Raw genomic sequence first — 16,024 nt, forward strand, 5'->3', positions numbered from 1 at the left:
CCTTCATGCCTTGACCGTGAGAAGATCGGATAGTCTTGTCGTGAAACAGGCGGAAAGGTTTGCGCGCCTCATCGCCCATCCGCTGGGTCGCTTCGCGAGCCCGCCGGGCCGAACGCTCTCGCGCCCGTAACGGCCGTTGATCGCGTCGAGCGCCCCCATCAACGCAGCCGACTTCGACGGATCGCCGGAGGCAAAAAGGTCCGTCACGGGCAATTCGCCGGGTTGATATAAATCAAGAAGGACGATGCCCGCCTTGAAATAGCGATAGCCGTCGCGCCACATCAAGCGCGCAGCCCGCGTCGCCGAGCCGATAAGAGCGAACGAGTCCGCTGTTGGCTCTACCTCGAAGGTTACCGAGTTCGAGTATTTTGGATCGCTGTTGAACTCGTTCGTTCGCATGAACACCTGCATCGCCCCGGCCTTGAGACCATAACGCCGCATCTTCTCCGCCGCCCGGCTCGCATAGGTCGCGACCGCCTCACGCATCTCGTCAAAGTCCGTGATCGCGCGCCCAAAGCTGCGGGTGCAAGCGATGCTCTTGCGCGACGGCGGCGCTTCCGAGAAAGGCATGCAGGATATGCCGCGCAGCTCCGCGTGCGTTCGCTGCCCTGTCACTGTCAGCATGTCGCGCACAAGGTCGGGATCGAGCGCCACGAAATCGGCTAAGGTGGATATGCCAAGCTTGGAGAGCTTGGCGGAAGACGCCCGCCCCACCCCCCAGACATCGTTGATATCTGCCATTCGGTAAACGCTCGCCCGCGCGTCAGGCGAAGACAGATCAAGGACGCCGCTGCCTGCACGGTCCGCTTTCGCGAGCTTGTTCGCTAGCTTCGCAATCGTCTTGGTCGGCCCGATCCCGACACAGGTCGGTATCTTCGCGATGCGGAGCACCTTGGCACGCAGCTCCGCACTGAGGGCCACCAGGTCGACCGGAAGCCCTGCGAAATCGAGGAACATCTCGTCAATGGAATAGGGTTCTACGCGGGGCACTGAGCCCGCAAGCACATCGAACACCCGGCGGCTCATGTCACCGTAAAGGACGTAGTTCGAGCTTTTGGCAATGATGCTTTTGAACTGGGGGCGCTTCGCCGCGAGGTGCCAAGGCTCGCCCATCTTGAGGCCGAGGTCCTTCGCCTCCTGCGTTCGCGCGATCACGCAGCCGTCATTGTTAGATAGGACAACCACGGGCTTGCTGCGAAGGCTCGGATCGAAGGCCCGCTCGCACGAGCAATAGAAGCTGTTACCGTCTATGAGCGCGAACATTGGTCACACCCTCGTCCGCACGAGCGCCTTGATCATCGCCCAGATTTCTATATCGCCATCGACCTCCACCGCGTTGCCCGACGACGGGCGCAGCCACCACGACTCGCCATCACGAACCAGCGTCGCGAGAATGAACTCGCCATGCAGGAGGGCGACGCATACCTTCCCGGCTACGGGCTCAGCGGCAGCGTTCGCAATCAGGATATCTCCCGCGTGGATGCCTCGCGACCGAAGCTCCTGACCAATCACCCTTACCGGGTAGATACCGGGACGGCGCAGGTCGAGGATATCGGCCATGTTGATAACTGGCTCGATATAATCCTGTGCCGGGCTCTGAAAGCCCGTTGTGTCGTCGCCTTGATATGTGCCCATCATCAGAACATAACAGGAACATATAAGTGTGGATACAGGATTAAATTCCTATGACGCCTTAGCTTGCTGTGGGCCTGTGCGTCTCAGCTCTGGCGTTTGGAACGTGCTCGACGCAGAATGGAAGGTACAGGAATCGGGGCATGCATGCGTCTAAGTTGGAACGAAATTCGGGCTAGAGCTGCCACTTTTGCGGCAGAGTGGGCAGGCCAAGGCTATGAAAAGGGTGACACCCAGACTTTCTACAACGAGTTTTTCGATCTGTTTGGCGTTCGTCGTCGCTCAGTTGCTCGCTTTGAAAATCACGTTAAAAAGCTCGATAATAAGTCTGGGTTCATCGATCTATTCTGGCCCGGCGTCCTAATTGTCGAGCAGAAGAGCGCCGGTCGCGATCTCGTTGCAGCCTATGATCAGGCCGGAGCCTATTTCGATTCCCTGAAAGAGGTCGATCGCCCCCGCTACATCCTATTGAGCGATTTCCAATCGTTTGAGCTATACGATCTCGACGAGCGCCAGCACGCTTCGTTCAAGCTTGCCGACCTTCCAGCTAACATCGACAAGTTCGGATTCATCCTCGGCGTACAGAAGCGCACGTTTCAGGATCAAGACCCCGTCAACGTCAAGGCTGCAGAGCTTGTCGGAAAGCTCCATGATGCTTTGGAGGACTCAGGCTATACAGGCCATGACCTTGAACGGTTTCTTGTCCGATTGGTGTTTTGTCTGTTCGCCGACGACACGGGCGTTTTCGAACCGCGCGGGATATTTCTCGAATTTTTAGAGACTCGGACCAACGAGGACGGGTCCGATCTGGGCGGCTGGCTGACCAAACTGTTCGAGGTTCTCGACACCCAAGAGGACAAGCGCAGCAAAAATCTTGACGAGGACCTAGCACAGTTCCCTTACGTAAACGGCGACCTGTTCCGAACCTCAACCCGAATCCCGGATTTCAATCGCTCGATGCGGGATGCTCTGATCGAGGTTTCTGCTTTCGACTGGTCCCCCATCTCGCCCGCGATCTTCGGATCGCTGTTCCAGTCGGTGATGGACCGGGCGGAGCGTCGGCGACAGGGCGCGCACTACACCACCGAGAAGAACATCTTAAAAGTCATCGGGCCGCTCTTCATCGACGAACTACGGGCCGAGTTTGAACGTCTCAAAGCCCTCCGCATCGCCAAGATCGCACGGCTCACCGAGTTTCAGGAAAAGCTAAGCAAACTGAGGTTTCTTGATCCCGCCTGCGGTTGCGGCAACTTCCTTGTCATTGCCTATCGCGAACTTCGCCTGCTGGAACTGGACGTCCTCACGGAGATATTCGCGGGCAAGGATCAGCTCATTCTCGACGTGTCGGCGCTTTCTAAGGTGGACGTTGATCAGTTCGCGGGCATTGAGATCGGCGAGTTCGCATCGCGTATCGCAGAGACGGCGATGTGGATGATGGACCACATTATGAACTCGCGGCTCTCACTCGCATTCGGCAAGAGCTATGTCCGCATCCCGCTCCGGAAATCTCCCGTGATCCGGCATGACGATGCACTGGGCGTGTCGTGGGAAAACGTCCTGCCGCCTGATGAATGCACGCACATCCTCGGAAACCCGCCCTTCATCGGGCATGCATTGCGCGACCATGATCAGAAGGCCGGTATGCACCGGGTCTGGGGCCGCGACGGGCAGGTCAACCGCCTCGATTATGTTACCTGCTGGTTCAAGCTCGCAACCGACTACGCACAGAAGAACCGCACGATCAAAATCGCCTTCGTTTCGACGAACTCGATATGTCAGGGTGAGCAGGCTTCGATCCTGTGGCCCCAGCTTTTCCGGTCGGGCGCGCGGATTTTCTTCGCCCACCGCACGTTTGAATGGCTCAGCGAGGCACGGGGCAAGGCAGCGGTTCACGTCATCATCGTCGGACTCGACTTCGACCGCGACGGACCAAGGCAGATTTACGACTACGACAATGTGAAAGGCGATCCTCACATGTCGATCGTGCCGCAGATCAACAGTTATCTGATTTCCTGCCCGCAGATATTCATCGCCGCACGAAGCCGCCCGCCGGCCGGGATGCCCAAGCTGTTTCAAGGGAGCAAGCCTGCGGACGGCGCACGGCTTAAGGGGCCGAACGGCAAATTTGTTACGACGAGCAATCTGATCCTAGAAGAAGACGACCGGAAGGCGGCACTTGCCCGAGAGCCGAGCATTGCCAAATGGCTTCGCCCCTATGTCGGCGGTCAGGAGCTGATTTCCGGTGAATGGCGATGGTGTCTCTGGCTGAAGAGCGCGACGCCGGCGGAGCTGAAATCCTCGCCCGAGATCCAAGAGCGACTTGCCCGCGTCAAGAACGGTCGGCTCAAGAGCCCTACCGATAGCGTGCGCGAATTTGCGGCCACGCCTTGGGTCTTCACGCAAGACCGACAGCCGTCATCATCCTATCTAGCAGTCCCCGAGGTGTCGTCAGAAACGCGCGAATACATCCCCATCTGTGTTCTCGACGAGAACGTCATCGGTAGCAACAAGCTGCTGATCCTGCCCAAACCCGAGCTGTGGATCATGGCGGTTTTGACATCGGCCATGCACATGGGCTGGATGCGGACGGTCGCAGGCAGGCTTGAGAGCCGCTACAGCTATGCGCCGAACGTCTATAACTCCTTCCCGTGGCCTGTCGTCGATGACGCCGACAAGGCAAAATTGGGAGCTTCAGCAAAGGCGATCATGGCCGCGCGGGAGTCATGCGCCCCCGCGACGCTGGAGGATATGTACGATGCCGGGGGCATGCCGGTGGAGGTGCGCAAGGCGCATAGAGCGAATGACCGACTGGTAGACAGGCTCTATCGAAAAGAGAGTTTCGCTACCGAGCGCGAACGGGTCGAGCATTTGTTCAACCTATTCCAGACGCGAGCTGCGCCGCTGGTTGCGGGCAGTGCAAAAACTAAAAGAAAATCCAGCAAGTAAACCTGAGCGAATATGTAGCTCGTGAATCAGGTCGAGCAGGTCCATGTTTTCTGGAGCCGCTGAAACGGAGGGTCGCAGGGAACTCTCCCTTAAAGAAAATGGCGTCGCCGGACCCCGGCGACGCCACCATTCGTCCTTGCGAGCTGACTACTTGTTGACGGCCTGCCGCGCCGCTTCGAGAGCGGCATTATATTTTTCTTTCTCCTGCCACGTCGCGTTGCTCAAATCGCGCGCAGGACGTTTCTGTTCTGAATCGCGCTGGGCGATCTGCCGGGCATAATCACTCATGACATCTCCTTTCGATAGCGACCCAACACGGGCCGACGTTCGAGATGCGTCCATCGCCAATGATATGCGGGGGGATAAGCACGGGCGTACTGGCTCAGGCGCAGGCTCCCACAATGTGACGCAGGATCATTCCTCGGTTTTTTTTCATGGGTTTTGGAACGGACGCGCCGGGGATCAAGGCCGCTCGCTTCCTTCGTGCAGCTCCGCGCCGAGGGTCAGGCTGCGCCTGAGCCTTTGATCCCCGTCTTATTCGTCCGTCCCGAACTCTCCCCATGAACCGAGGGAATGGACCTTCGGCGACAAAGGAGACCGATATGACCGATACCAATCCGAACCGCCCGAGCCACCGCCTTTTCACCGTCAATGGCGACGGCGATAACGCACGCTGGACCGACATCGGCGTGGCGTGGGAAACCCGAGACGGCAAAGGCTTCACGCTCAATCTTAACGCGCTGCCGCTTAACGGGCGCGTGATCATGCGGACCAACGACAGCAAGGACGAAAAGAAGGGGCGCGAATAGAGCCCCTTCAACGTTCCTATGGGGATGGAACGCGTTTCGTGATTTCGGCGCGGATCATCGCGAGAAGCGACTGCGCCGATGCGAGATCGGATTTGGAAGCGATCAGGCCTTTGCTTGCCTCCTGAAAAAGAGCGAAAAGCTGAGCGTTCGTTTTTGCGGCTAGATCGCCTTTGGTCATTTTGAACATAGATTCCTCCTGTCTGTCTTGCGCCGCCCCCGTTGGGCCGCGTTGAGACGGAGAAATCAGGCCGGATGAATGAGGTGCATTGCCTGCCAAGCGAAACGGACGTGGAGAAGGCTGTTCACACGCCTTGCACCCACACACATTCACCGGACGATAAAACGATCACGACGCGATCCGACGGGGCGCAAAAGACAGCGAAGGAATACGGGTAAGCCAAAGGGGTCAGGCCGGGCGGACCGTAGATCGCGTTTGAGGCAGAGACCTATCGCCCCAACTCCGGGCCGCGCGGCGCAGGCCGAGCGCGCTCCGTGCTTTCCCGGTCGAACTGTCCATCTCGCATCATGCGACGATATTGCGCCGCGTCCCGGTAGAGGCCGAGCAACTGCCGGGCATGACGATCACGCAGGACACCGATTTGCGATTGCAGGCCCACCCGCTCTTTTAGCTGTGCCGATACCAGATCGTGCCGCTGTGCCCGGTCGCGTTGAAGCCCGAAGAAGGCTTCTATCTCATTCTGCTTCCGAACCTTGAAATAGCGCCCGGTCACAACGTCCCATAGTCCCTTCGCGCCCGTGCGGACGCGGGCCGACCGCTCCCGCTGCTCGATTTCCCGGCGCTCGCGCTGCATCCGGTCCAGCTTCGCCCGCTCGGCTTGATGGGCATCCTTCATCACCAGCTTTTTCTCATTGAGCGGCCTGATGGCGTTCTGGGCCACGCGCTTGGCTTCCGAGATGAAGCGCGACAGGCGCGGCGCGACCGTCTCTCCGATATGGCGGACGGTATCAGCGACCGAGCGCAACTCTTTCGGATCACCGAGCCGCGCTGTCACCTCCTTCGATTTTTTGTCGATCATCCGGGCAATGGCGAACGCCTCGCCCTCTATCGAGACAGCGACATGACCGCGCCGATCACCCTGCGCGAGAAACAGGCCGCGCTCCTCCAAAGCCTTTGCGAAGGCAGGACCGTTGTCCGAGATCGCCCAACATTCCTGAATCGTCGCTTTGATTTCCTTGGCGTCGAGGCCCGCCCGCTTTGCCTGCTGCCATTCGTCGAGCGTGAAACTGCGGGGATCGCGCAAACGGGAATCGCGGAACCCGTCCGGCATCTTCCAGCCGTTTTCGAGATAGAGTTCCTTCGCGATGGTGCTCAGCGTTCGCTTGAAAAACGGCAGCGGCTTCGCCGTCATCGTGTCGGCGTCGATGCGCGACCACACGGCATGGGCGTGGCGACGCCCTTCCTTTTCATGGAAGACGATCATGCGCGGCTGGCCTTTCAGGCCCAGCCGCTCCTCGATTGCGTCGCAGGCTTTCTCGAAAACCTCGATCCGCACCGACTCGCCGACAGGCGGGTTGAGCGACACCGAAAACAGGAATTGCTTGCATTTTGTCCCAAGGGATAGCGCGTGGGCTTCCTTCATCGCCCCCATGAGATCGTCGGCCATGAAGCCGCTGACCTCATGCACTTCGACATGCTCGTTTTCCTCGGTCTTCATTAGATGAAGGCCGAGCTGTTTCGCGCCGCTGCGCTGGGAGGCCTTGAGGATCATGGCTCGACCTCAAGATTCAGAGCCTCGATCAGAAGGACGCGGATTTCCCGGATTTCGGCAACGGCGGCCAAGAGCGCCGCTTCTGTGTCTGGCGTGACAGGCAGGCTTCCCGAATTGGCCGACCGCGCCAACTGGTTCAGGTTCGCCGAAAGCCGCGACTGGCCGAGCTTGCCAAGAACCTGCGCCAAGGCCTGATGATCCTTGACCGGGCGCTTGCCCCGGCGACGCGGGGCGGGGTTTTCAGAATCAAAGAGGCGCGATTGGATATAGGCCGCGAGGGACATATCGCCCGCGTCCTGTTCCAGTCGGGTGCGTTGCTCGAAAGTGAGCCGGAGAGAGAACGGGGCTGGGCGTTTGTCCGCCATGCCAGCCCCCGCCTACGCCGTTTTGCGCCTCCGCCCGACAGCCGGACGGCTATCGCGCGGGGCGCGTCCATCCTTCCGCTCATTGTTGTTGTCAGCCTGTGGGCAACCGAGGCTCGAATGCTTGAGAATGGCAGACCATTCCGATAGCATTTCAGCTAATTGGTTCGAACCTGCTCCCAGCAGGTCCGCCAGATGCTCAATTGCCGGCAGTCAGCGGCGCCGGGCCTTCGACAGATCGCGCTTCGATTGCAGCACCGGGTCGGTCCACCCCGGCCATGCGTTGCCCGTGGCCAGATCATGTCCGAGCGCGAAGGCGACGCTCGCTTCCTGTGCGGCCCCTTGCGCGGTCCAGGCGGCGTCGAACGCATCGCACGGCTGATGGTAGCAGCGGGCATTGTAGCGATCGACGATGCGCGTGCCGGCGGCAGCGCCGCCCTTTGCCAGATCGCGCCCGATGCGGAACGCCAGCGCCGGTACGCCCGCGCTTGCGAAGGGATAATGATCGGACCGAAAATACCAGCCTGCTTCGGGGCTCGGCTCCGGTACCACCCGCAGACCTTGCTGCGCCGCCACCCGGGCGAGATCGGTCTCAAGCGTCGTTCGGCCGCCACCGATCAGTTCGATTGTCGTCGAGGTGGGCAGGGCCACATGCGGGTCGAGATTGATGACGGCGACCGTCGTCTCGAGCGGCGCCAGCGGATGGGCTGCATAGAAGCTCGCGCCCAGCAGGCCCTTCTCCTCGGCCGTCCACGCCGCGAACATGACCGTCCGGTCGGTGCGCGGCGCCTTGGCGAACGCACGGGCCACCGCCAGCAATTCGGCGGTGCCAATGCCGTTGTCGATCGCGCCGTTGCGGATCGCATCGCCCGTTGCGTCCGGCCCGTTGCGCCCGTTCGCATCCCAGTGCGCGCCATAAAGGACGACCTCGTCGGGGCGGCTGGTGCCGGGCAGACGCGCGATGATGTTGCGGCTGGTGAACGGGGTCGCCTTGACGTCTCCGGACGCGGAGACGGTCACGCCGTCGAGCGGTATCGCGCGGAAACCGGGTGCGCGGGCGCGTGCCTTGAGCGTCGCCAGATCGAGCTTGAGCGTCTTCAGCAGGGGCGCCCAGGCGGATCGATCCAGCCAGCCGGTTAGTTGGAGCGGGCTGGGCGCCAGCGGTGCCGGGACTGCGCCCGGCAGCGGCTGCGCGACCTGGCTGAACGGGTAACTGGCCGCGGCGTCTTCGTGGATGACGAGCACGCCGAGCACGCCGGCCTTGCGCGCAGCGGCGAACTTGGAGCCGACTCGGCCGGCGATGACGAGCCTGCGGCCCTCGAAGCCGAGATCCTGGCCGGCCTCGAAATCCGGATCATTCGCCAGGACCAGCGCAATCCTGCCTTTCAGATCCACGCCGGCAAAATCGTCATGGCCGGTGGCCGGATCGACGATGCCGAAACCGGCAAAGACCAGTGGCGCATCAATGACCTGTGTTCGGCCCGGGTTCGACAGCGCCAGCGAAGCCTGGCGGCCGATCCGAAGAGGGATCGCCCGGCCCGAGACGGTCATCGACAAAGTGGCACCCGCCTGGCGATCGAGCCGGACGAGGGGAACATCCTGATACCAGCCGCCATTCTCGCCGCCCGGCTGCAGCCCGGCGCTGGCGAACTGGCGCTCGAGATAGGCAAGCGTCGCCGCTTCGCCCTCCTCGCCGGGCCCGCGCCCGACAAAGGCATCGGACGCAAGCATGCGGACATCGGCCTTGATTTCGGCCGGCGTGATCGTCGGAGCGGCCACGCCGGCGAGCAGGAGAGAAAGAAGCAGCATGAGCCATAGCGGAGCGGATCGGACGCGAGAAGGCAAGGGGGATAGGGGTTCGAAGGCTTGGTTCAAAGCGATCGGCGCACCGGGCTTAGCTTTGGTCATCCGATGAATAGGGTCCGACTTGCCGGGCCCGTATCGGTCGCAGGAATGAACGCTGGGGTCCGGAGCCGATCGCGGGTCGGCCTTGGCCATTCCTGCACTGGACTTGCTGCTGGCGAGTCAGTTAGCTGTCTGCTGGCCCACGCTCTAGCCAGCTGTGGCCTAGCGGCGCGTATGGACTGGCGGAGTATGGTCGGCGGAAAGCCGCACCTCTTTGATTCACAAGCGGGAGACGATCCGTGCCCTATGTGACGACCGCCGATGGCACCGACATCTTCTTCAAGGATTGGGGGCCGAAATCCGCCCAGCCGATCGTTTTCCATCATGGCTGGCCGCTGAGCGCAGACGACTGGGATGCGCAGATGCTGTTCTTCCTTGGCGAAGGCTATCGCGTGATCGCGCATGATCGGCGCGGGCATGGGCGATCCGCACAGGTGAGCGACGGCCACGACATGGATCATTACGCCGCCGACAGTTCGGCGGTGGTCGAGGAACTGGATCTGAAGGATGCGATCCATGTCGGCCACTCGACCGGTGGCGGGCAGGTGGCACGCTATGTCGCGCAATATGGCGAGCCGCAGGGTCGCGTGGCCAAGGCGGTGCTGATCAGCGCAGTGCCGCCGCTGATGGTCGAGACCGCGGACAACCCGGACGGTTTGCCGATCGCAGTGTTCGACGACTTCCGCAGGCAGCTTGCCGCCAACCGTGCGCAATTCTTCCTCGATGTGCCGTCTGGCCCCTTCTACGGCTATAATCGCGGGCGGACGCCGCCGTCGCCGGGGATCATCCAGAATTGGTGGCGACAGGGGATGATGGGCAGCGCGAAAGCCCATTATGAAGGCATCAAGGCCTTTTCGGAAACCGACCAGACCGCGGATCTTAAGGCGATCAGCGTGCCGGTGCTGATCCTGCATGGCGACGACGATCAGGTGGTGCCGTTCAGGGCGGCGGCGCTGAAGCAGGACGACCTGCTGACCAACAGCGAGATGAAGATCTACCCCGGTTTCCCGCACGGCATGCCGACCACCAATGCGAACGAGATCAACGCGGATCTGCTCGCCTTCTTCCGCCGATAGCGAAGACCGCCGTCAGACGTACCGCGGGATCGGTCCGACCTGCGGCGTCTGGTCTGGCAGGTCGACAACCACGGCATCCACATAGCACCAGCCCCAACCCTCGGGCGGGTCATAGCCTTCGATGATCGGATGTCCGGTCGCGTGGAAATGGGCGGTGGCGTGTCGATGCGGCGATTGATCGCAGCATCCGACATGGCCGCATTCGCGGCACAGCCGGAGGTGGACCCAGGGACTGCCGATCGCGAAGCAATCCTCGCATCCCCGCGCGCTCGGGATGACGTCGCGCACGGTGCCGAGGTGGGTGCATGCGATCATGACGGGTCTCCGTTCGCCTGATGGTGCGCCAGCGCGACGTGGATCTGCGCCACGGCTGCCGCGCCCTCGCCAACAGCGGCGGCAACCCGCTTGGTCGATCCCGCGCGCACGTCTCCGATCGCGAACACCGAAGGCCGGCTGGTTTCAAGCGGCAGCGCGGTGCGCCCGCAGGCCGTGGCATCGCCCACGAAATCGGCACCGGTTCTGGCAAAACCCTTCTCGTCCTGTTCGACACAGTCCTTCGCCCAATCGGCGTTGGGATCGGCCCCGATGAACAGAAACAGATGGCGCAGCGCACAGCTCTGCTCGGCGCCGCTCGCGCGGTCGCGGAAGGTGGCGCCCGCGAGCCCGCGCTCATCCCCCGAAAGCGCCACCACTTCCTTCCCGACATGCATCTCGACGTTCGGCAAGGCCGCGATCCGATCGACCAGATAGCGCGACATCGTCTGTTCGATCGGCCGGCGCACCACCAGCTTCAATTTCGCGACGTGCGGCGCCAGAAACACGGCTGCCTGGCCGGCTGAATTACCGCCGCCGACCAGCGCGATCTCCTCGCCCGCGCACAGTTTGGCCTCGATCGGGGAGGCCCAGTAGGAAATGCCGGCGCCTTCGAATTCCGACAGATTCGCGATCGGCGGCCGGCGATAGCGTGCGCCCGACGCGATCACGACGGTGCGGGCGCGAACGCTGCGGTCGCCCGCGAGCCGCACTGTCATCGGCCCGCCGGGCACGCCGCCGTCGCAATCGAGGCGCTCGACCTGGATCGGGATCGCGATCTCCGCCCCGAATTTCAGGGCCTGGGTAAAGGCACGACCCGTCAGCGCGCCGCCGGATATGCCGGTCGGGAAGCCGAGATAATTCTCGATCCGGTTCGACGCGCCGGCCTGCCCACCCATCGCCTTGCCGTCGAGCACGATGACCGCGAGCCCCTCCGACGCCGCATAGACCGCAGTGGCCAACCCCGCCGGTCCGGCACCGACGATCACGGTGTCGTACAACCTGTCCGGATCGATCTCGGGCGTGATACCAAGGCAAGCCGCGACCTCGACCTCGGTCGGGTTTTTCAGCACGGTGCCGTTGGGGCAGAGCATCAGCGGCAGTTCATGGCGCTGCACGCCCAGCCGCTCGATCAGATCGTGCCCTTCGCCCTGATCACCGGCATCGAACACCTGGACGGGATAGCCGCTGCGCGCCAGGAACTGCTGAATCCGCAGCAGCGCCGCACTGCCGGGATCGCCGACCAGCACCGAGCCCGCGCCGGCGGCGATGAGCCCCACCCGCCGCAGGATCAGCGCGCGCATCACGACTTCGCCGACGTCCGCGGAACCGATCATCAACGCGCGCAGATGCGCGGCATCGAATGGCAGCGCCACGCACCCCGATGCCCCGGCACGCCCCGCAGCAAGCGACGGCGCCCCGGACAACTGGCTGATCTCGCCGCTGAACTGACCCACCCCGTGCGTGACGATTCCGACCTCATGATCAAGGCCATCGCGGCGTGTAATCTCGATCGATCCTTCCAGCACAAGCCAGGCGGGGACATCGCGATCACCGATCGCGAACATCCCCGCGCCCGGATCGAAGCGCCTGGGTTCGCCGCTGGCGAAGCGACGGGCCGTGTCGATCTGTGCGGGGGTGAGAGTCGGGAACATCTGCGCCGCGCGATCGGTCATCGGATCTGGCGGTGTCGCGATCATGGGCCATGCTGACATGATTGCGCCCACCGATCGAGTGCGACCGGAAAGGGACCGGAATTGCGCCGGTTGCGGGTCGGTGGCTGCGGAGCCCGCTGTACGACTCGATGCGGCGTGCCGCTGTTCCCTTGTGCAAAACCGAGATTTGTTTGGCGGGCCCATCACCTGGAAGGCGTCGTCATGCCCGATCCGCCACCGGATCGGCGCTGAAGATCAATCCGCGGCTTCCGCCAGTAGCGATCGCACGCGTTCGAACCGTTCGAGCGGGTCGTCGATGCGTTCCGACAGCAAAACACGCTCGCCCTTCAGCGGCAGGGCCAGCGTCTCCGCCAGATACTCCGGCTCGCCGCGGGGAACCATCGCGATCGCCGCGGGGCCGGCATCGATCCGGGCAATGCCAAGCGTGCGGGCGTCGAGCCGCAGCTTCGCCAACCCCAGCAAGCGCTCGGCATCCGCCGGCGGCCGGCCGAAGCGATCGTCGAGCTCGCGCTCGAATTCCGTGAGCTGATCGACCGTCTCGATGCGCGCCAGGCGGGCGTAGAGCGTGAGCCGCGTGTCGATTTCCGGGATCCAGCTTTCGGGCAGCCGGCCGCCGATGCCGAGATGCAGGACCGGTGCCCACCGATCGACCGCTTCCCCACGTGCCTGCCTGAGCGCGCCTTCCAGCAGCTGCTGATAGAGCTCGACGCCGATCAGCCGGACATGTCCGGCCTGGGTGTCGCCGAGCAGATCGCCCGCTCCGCGCAGATCGAGGTCGCGCGCGCTGATCGCGAACCCTGCGCCGAGCTGATCGAACGCTTCCAGCGTGCGCAGCCGCTTGAGCGTGCGCGGCGCGATCGCCTGATCGCCGTCGGTGAACAGCAGCACCTGCCCCCGGCGGCTGCCGCGCCCAACCCGGCCGCGCAGCTGGTGCAGCTGGGCCAGGCCGAACCGATCCGCATGCAGAATCGCCATCGTGTTCGCGCGTGGCACGTCGAGCCCGGCCTCGATGATGTTGGTCGCCAGCAGGACATCGCCATCGCCGCTTGCGAAGCGCACCATCGCCTCATCGATTTCCGCCGCCGGCAGCTTGCCGTGGGCCGACAGGATCTCCAGCTCGGGTACGAGGCGGGCCAGCATCGTCTCCAGCGGCGCCATGTCGGCGATGCGTGGCACCACCACGAAGCTCTGCCCGCCGCGGCTGCGTTCACGCAGCAGGGCAGCGCGCAGCGTGTTCTCCGCAAATGCGCCGACCGCGGTCCGGATCGGCTGGCGACGCGCCGGCGGAGTCGCGATGATCGACAGCTTCCTCAAGCCCACCATCGCCGCCTGCAGCGTGCGCGGTATCGGCGTCGCGGACAGGGCTAGCACATGCCCGGCCGATAGCGCCTCCAGCCGCTTCTTGTCCGCCGCACCGAAGCGCTGCTCTTCATCGACAATGACGAGCGCCAGATCCTTGTATGCGATGCCCTTGCCGGCCACCGCGCCGGTGCCGACGACGATGCCGACCGATCCGTCCGCGAGGCCCGCCTTGACCGCGCGCTTCTCGGCGGCGGTGGAAAGGCGCGACAGGCTGGCGACCGCGATGCCGGTGCCTTCGAAGCGCGCGGCGAAGCCTTCGAAATGCTGGCGCGCTAACACCGTAGTCGGCGCGACCACCGCCACCTGCCGGCCGCACAGCGCGGCCACAGCCGCAGCGCGAAGCGCGACCTCGGTCTTCCCGAAGCCGACATCGCCGACCACGAGCCGGTCCATCGGACGGCCGCTGGCAAGATCGGACCGCACCGCCTCGATCGCGGCGAGCTGATCGGGGGTTTCGGAAAAGGCGAAGCCGGCAGCGAAGGTCTCGTAATCGGCCGGCGCCGGATCGAGCACGGGCGCGCTGCGCTGCGCCCGCTCCTCGGCGACCGCAGTCAGCCCTCGTGCCGTCTCGGCGATCGCTGCGTCGATCTCGCGCCGCCGCTTTTGCCAGCTCGATCCGTCGAGCCGGTCGAGGCGGACGGCATCGGCGTCTGCGCCGTAGCGCCAGATCCGATCCGCATCCGCGACCGGCACGAGCCGCAGGGCATCGTCGGCATGGGTCAGCGCAATCGCATCCGTTTCGTCACCATCGCTGCCCGGCATCGCCTGCAGGCCGGAAACCATCGCAAGACCATGATCCTCGTGGATCACGACATCGCCGACCCGGATCTCGACGCTGGTTTCGAACGGCAGCATCGCCGCCGCCGCCGGGGCCTCGCCGCGCTCCGCCCGGCTGCCGATCAGATCGGCAGCGGCGATGGCCAGGACATCGTCGCCGCGAAAGCCGCGGTCTGCGCGCACTGCCAGCGACAGCAGGGCTCCTGTCGGCGCACCCGTCACGTCGGACCAGGCTTCGGCCGCGACAGCCTCGCGCTTCACGGCATTGGCCAGCCGGGGCAGCAGGAAGCGGATGTCGCGTTCGCCGCCCAGCAGCACGACGCGATCACCAGCGTCGAGCGCGGCCCGGGCCAGCTTGGCGCAGGCCCTGAGCGGGGCCGCCGCCTCGACGAAGCGTGGCGGCGGATCGCCCGCACGATCGAGCCGGACAGTGTCGCGCCCGGCCAGCGCCGCACACCAGCCCTCCTCCGTAATCACGTCCCGCTGGACCCGCTTCGACCCACGCCGGGTGGCATCGGCAACGAGCTTCAGGAAGCGTACGCGACGTTCTTCGCCGGCGCGGTCGATCACGACCTGGGCACCGGGCAACTGGTCTAGCAGGGTCACGGGTGCATCGCCGGGCGGCGGTTCGGTCACGCGGCCCAATTCGCGCCGTTCGATCTCCTCGATGCTCCGCTGATCGGCGGCATCGAAGCGGCGGATCGCGACCACTTCGCCGTCCGCCGTCTCGATGCGCAGCGGCTGCAGCGCATCGGCGGGAAAGACGTCGAGCACCTGGCCGCGCAGCCCGACCTCGCCCGGCTCGTCGACGCGCTCGTCATCGACATAGCCAATGCCGATCAGCGTCGCATGGAAGGCGGCGAGGTCGATCGCATCGCCGACCGCGACCGAGGGCGGCACGGCTGCATAGGCGTCGGGATCGGGATAGGCGCGGGCCGCGGCCTCGCCGGTACTGACCAGCGCGATCCGAGGCGTCTTATCGGACAGAAGCAGCCAGCGCAGCTTGTGAAGGCTTGCCACCCGTTGCCCGACATTGGCCGGCGACGCCGGCGAGGCATCGCCGGGCAAGGCATCGCTGCCCGGACAGAGCAGCACTGCCGCCGCGGGCGCCATCGCCGTCAGCATCGCGGCAAGCTCCGCCGCCACGATCTCGTCGCGCACGATCGCGATGGCATCACCGCGCTCGAGGCAGGCGCAGATCGCCGCAGCCTGTTCTGCAATGCCGAGGTCGACGCGCGGGGAAGCGGAGGGTTTTGGCATGTGGACCGATCGCGAAGGAGGGACGCAAACGGGCCGAGGCGCCGCCCGTTCCGCTGACACGCGGCTTCGGCGAGATCGCGGGTCTTGACGATAGATCGAGATTAAGTCCGGAGGCGAACGCGGGAAACCGGGTCTCAGATCATCCGCCAGAAACGCGGCGGCCCCTGGTTCTCGGAA

Annotated in this window: 13 protein-coding genes; 3 read left to right on the forward strand and 10 right to left on the reverse strand. The window is 63.9% G+C overall.

Annotation, left to right across the window (positions count from 1 at the left end):
• Positions 1 to 3: 3 nt before the first annotated feature.
• Together ABC347_RS00965 and ABC347_RS00970 are read right to left on the reverse strand one after the other, a co-directional pair.
• The gene (locus tag ABC347_RS00965) at positions 4 to 1,263 is read right to left on the reverse strand and encodes a Y-family DNA polymerase (RefSeq protein WP_413243919.1); all 1,260 of its coding nucleotides are present in this window, start codon (positions 1,261 to 1,263) and stop codon (positions 4 to 6) included.
• 3 nt (positions 1,264 to 1,266) lie between these two features.
• Positions 1,267 to 1,638: a LexA family protein gene (locus ABC347_RS00970; RefSeq protein WP_413243920.1), complete on the reverse strand. Its 372-nt coding sequence runs from the start codon at positions 1,636 to 1,638 to the stop codon at positions 1,267 to 1,269.
• Positions 1,639 to 1,779: 141 nt separating this feature from the next.
• Between ABC347_RS00970 and ABC347_RS00975 the strand changes: the two genes are divergently transcribed.
• Entirely contained in the window at positions 1,780 to 4,578 is a 2,799-nt protein-coding gene (locus ABC347_RS00975; RefSeq protein ID WP_413243921.1) for a class I SAM-dependent DNA methyltransferase, read from the forward strand.
• Between the two features lie 147 nt (positions 4,579 to 4,725).
• Here ABC347_RS00975 and ABC347_RS00980 read toward each other — a convergent pair whose 3' ends face one another.
• On the reverse strand, positions 4,726 to 4,866 hold the full coding sequence (locus ABC347_RS00980; protein WP_413243922.1) for a hypothetical protein: 141 nt from the start codon (positions 4,864 to 4,866) through the stop codon (positions 4,726 to 4,728).
• 314 nt (positions 4,867 to 5,180) lie between these two features.
• Here ABC347_RS00980 and ABC347_RS00985 point away from each other — a divergent pair, with 314 nt between their 5' ends.
• Positions 5,181 to 5,387 carry a hypothetical protein gene (locus tag ABC347_RS00985; RefSeq protein WP_413243923.1) on the forward strand — a complete coding sequence of 69 codons (207 nt, stop codon included), beginning with the start codon at positions 5,181 to 5,183 and terminating at the stop codon, positions 5,385 to 5,387.
• A 16-nt stretch (positions 5,388 to 5,403) separates the two neighbouring features.
• Here ABC347_RS00985 and ABC347_RS00990 read toward each other — a convergent pair whose 3' ends face one another.
• The 4 genes from ABC347_RS00990 to ABC347_RS01005 form a co-directional block, all read right to left on the reverse strand.
• A complete protein-coding gene (locus ABC347_RS00990; protein WP_413243924.1) occupies positions 5,404 to 5,574 on the reverse strand; it encodes a hypothetical protein in 171 nt (56 codons plus the stop codon).
• A gap of 259 nt (positions 5,575 to 5,833) precedes the next feature.
• Positions 5,834 to 7,117 (reverse strand): relaxase/mobilization nuclease domain-containing protein, encoded by a 1,284-nt coding sequence (locus ABC347_RS00995; RefSeq protein ID WP_413243925.1) that lies wholly within the window; start codon positions 7,115 to 7,117, stop codon positions 5,834 to 5,836.
• Positions 7,114 to 7,482: a hypothetical protein gene (locus ABC347_RS01000; protein ID WP_413243926.1), complete on the reverse strand. Its 369-nt coding sequence runs from the start codon at positions 7,480 to 7,482 to the stop codon at positions 7,114 to 7,116. Before ABC347_RS01000 ends, ABC347_RS00995 begins: the two co-directional genes overlap by 4 nt.
• 210 nt (positions 7,483 to 7,692) lie before the next feature.
• Positions 7,693 to 9,288, reverse strand: a complete 1,596-nt coding sequence (locus ABC347_RS01005) for a M28 family peptidase (RefSeq protein WP_413243927.1) — start codon at positions 9,286 to 9,288, stop codon at positions 7,693 to 7,695.
• Positions 9,289 to 9,623: 335 nt separating this feature from the next.
• On the opposite strand from ABC347_RS01005, the gene ABC347_RS01010 reads away from it, so the two are divergent.
• On the forward strand, positions 9,624 to 10,460 hold the full coding sequence (locus ABC347_RS01010) for an alpha/beta fold hydrolase (protein ID WP_413243928.1): 837 nt from the start codon (positions 9,624 to 9,626) through the stop codon (positions 10,458 to 10,460).
• A gap of 12 nt (positions 10,461 to 10,472) precedes the next feature.
• Here ABC347_RS01010 and ABC347_RS01015 read toward each other — a convergent pair whose 3' ends face one another.
• From ABC347_RS01015 to ABC347_RS01025, 3 genes are all read right to left on the reverse strand, one after another.
• Complete coding sequence (locus tag ABC347_RS01015; protein ID WP_413243929.1) at positions 10,473 to 10,775, reverse strand: UBP-type zinc finger domain-containing protein; 303 nt, start codon at positions 10,773 to 10,775, stop codon at positions 10,473 to 10,475.
• Entirely contained in the window at positions 10,772 to 12,487 is a 1,716-nt protein-coding gene (locus ABC347_RS01020) for an FAD-dependent oxidoreductase (protein WP_413243930.1), read from the reverse strand. Before ABC347_RS01020 ends, ABC347_RS01015 begins: the two co-directional genes overlap by 4 nt.
• Positions 12,488 to 12,682: 195 nt before the next feature.
• On the reverse strand, positions 12,683 to 15,847 hold the full coding sequence (locus ABC347_RS01025) for a helicase-related protein (RefSeq protein WP_413243931.1): 3,165 nt from the start codon (positions 15,845 to 15,847) through the stop codon (positions 12,683 to 12,685).
• Between the last annotated feature and the right edge of the window lie 177 nt (positions 15,848 to 16,024).

The sequence above is a fragment of the Sphingomonas canaveralia genome, from assembly GCF_047238125.1.
Taxonomy (GTDB): domain Bacteria; phylum Pseudomonadota; class Alphaproteobacteria; order Sphingomonadales; family Sphingomonadaceae; genus JBDFMH01.

Coding starts and splice junctions, on each gene's coding strand:
- ABC347_RS00965 (WP_413243919.1), bottom strand. CDS start 1,263: ATGTTCGCGCTCATAGACGGTAACAGCTTCTATTGCTCGTGCGAGCGG.
- ABC347_RS00970 (WP_413243920.1), bottom strand. CDS start 1,638: ATGATGGGCACATATCAAGGCGACGACACAACGGGCTTTCAGAGCCCG.
- ABC347_RS00975 (WP_413243921.1), top strand. CDS start 1,780: ATGCGTCTAAGTTGGAACGAAATTCGGGCTAGAGCTGCCACTTTTGCG.
- ABC347_RS00980 (WP_413243922.1), bottom strand. CDS start 4,866: ATGAGTGATTATGCCCGGCAGATCGCCCAGCGCGATTCAGAACAGAAA.
- ABC347_RS00985 (WP_413243923.1), top strand. CDS start 5,181: ATGACCGATACCAATCCGAACCGCCCGAGCCACCGCCTTTTCACCGTC.
- ABC347_RS00990 (WP_413243924.1), bottom strand. CDS start 5,574: ATGTTCAAAATGACCAAAGGCGATCTAGCCGCAAAAACGAACGCTCAG.
- ABC347_RS00995 (WP_413243925.1), bottom strand. CDS start 7,117: ATGATCCTCAAGGCCTCCCAGCGCAGCGGCGCGAAACAGCTCGGCCTT.
- ABC347_RS01000 (WP_413243926.1), bottom strand. CDS start 7,482: ATGGCGGACAAACGCCCAGCCCCGTTCTCTCTCCGGCTCACTTTCGAG.
- ABC347_RS01005 (WP_413243927.1), bottom strand. CDS start 9,288: ATGCTGCTTCTTTCTCTCCTGCTCGCCGGCGTGGCCGCTCCGACGATC.
- ABC347_RS01015 (WP_413243929.1), bottom strand. CDS start 10,775: ATGATCGCATGCACCCACCTCGGCACCGTGCGCGACGTCATCCCGAGC.
- ABC347_RS01020 (WP_413243930.1), bottom strand. CDS start 12,487: ATGTCAGCATGGCCCATGATCGCGACACCGCCAGATCCGATGACCGAT.
- ABC347_RS01025 (WP_413243931.1), bottom strand. CDS start 15,847: ATGCCAAAACCCTCCGCTTCCCCGCGCGTCGACCTCGGCATTGCAGAA.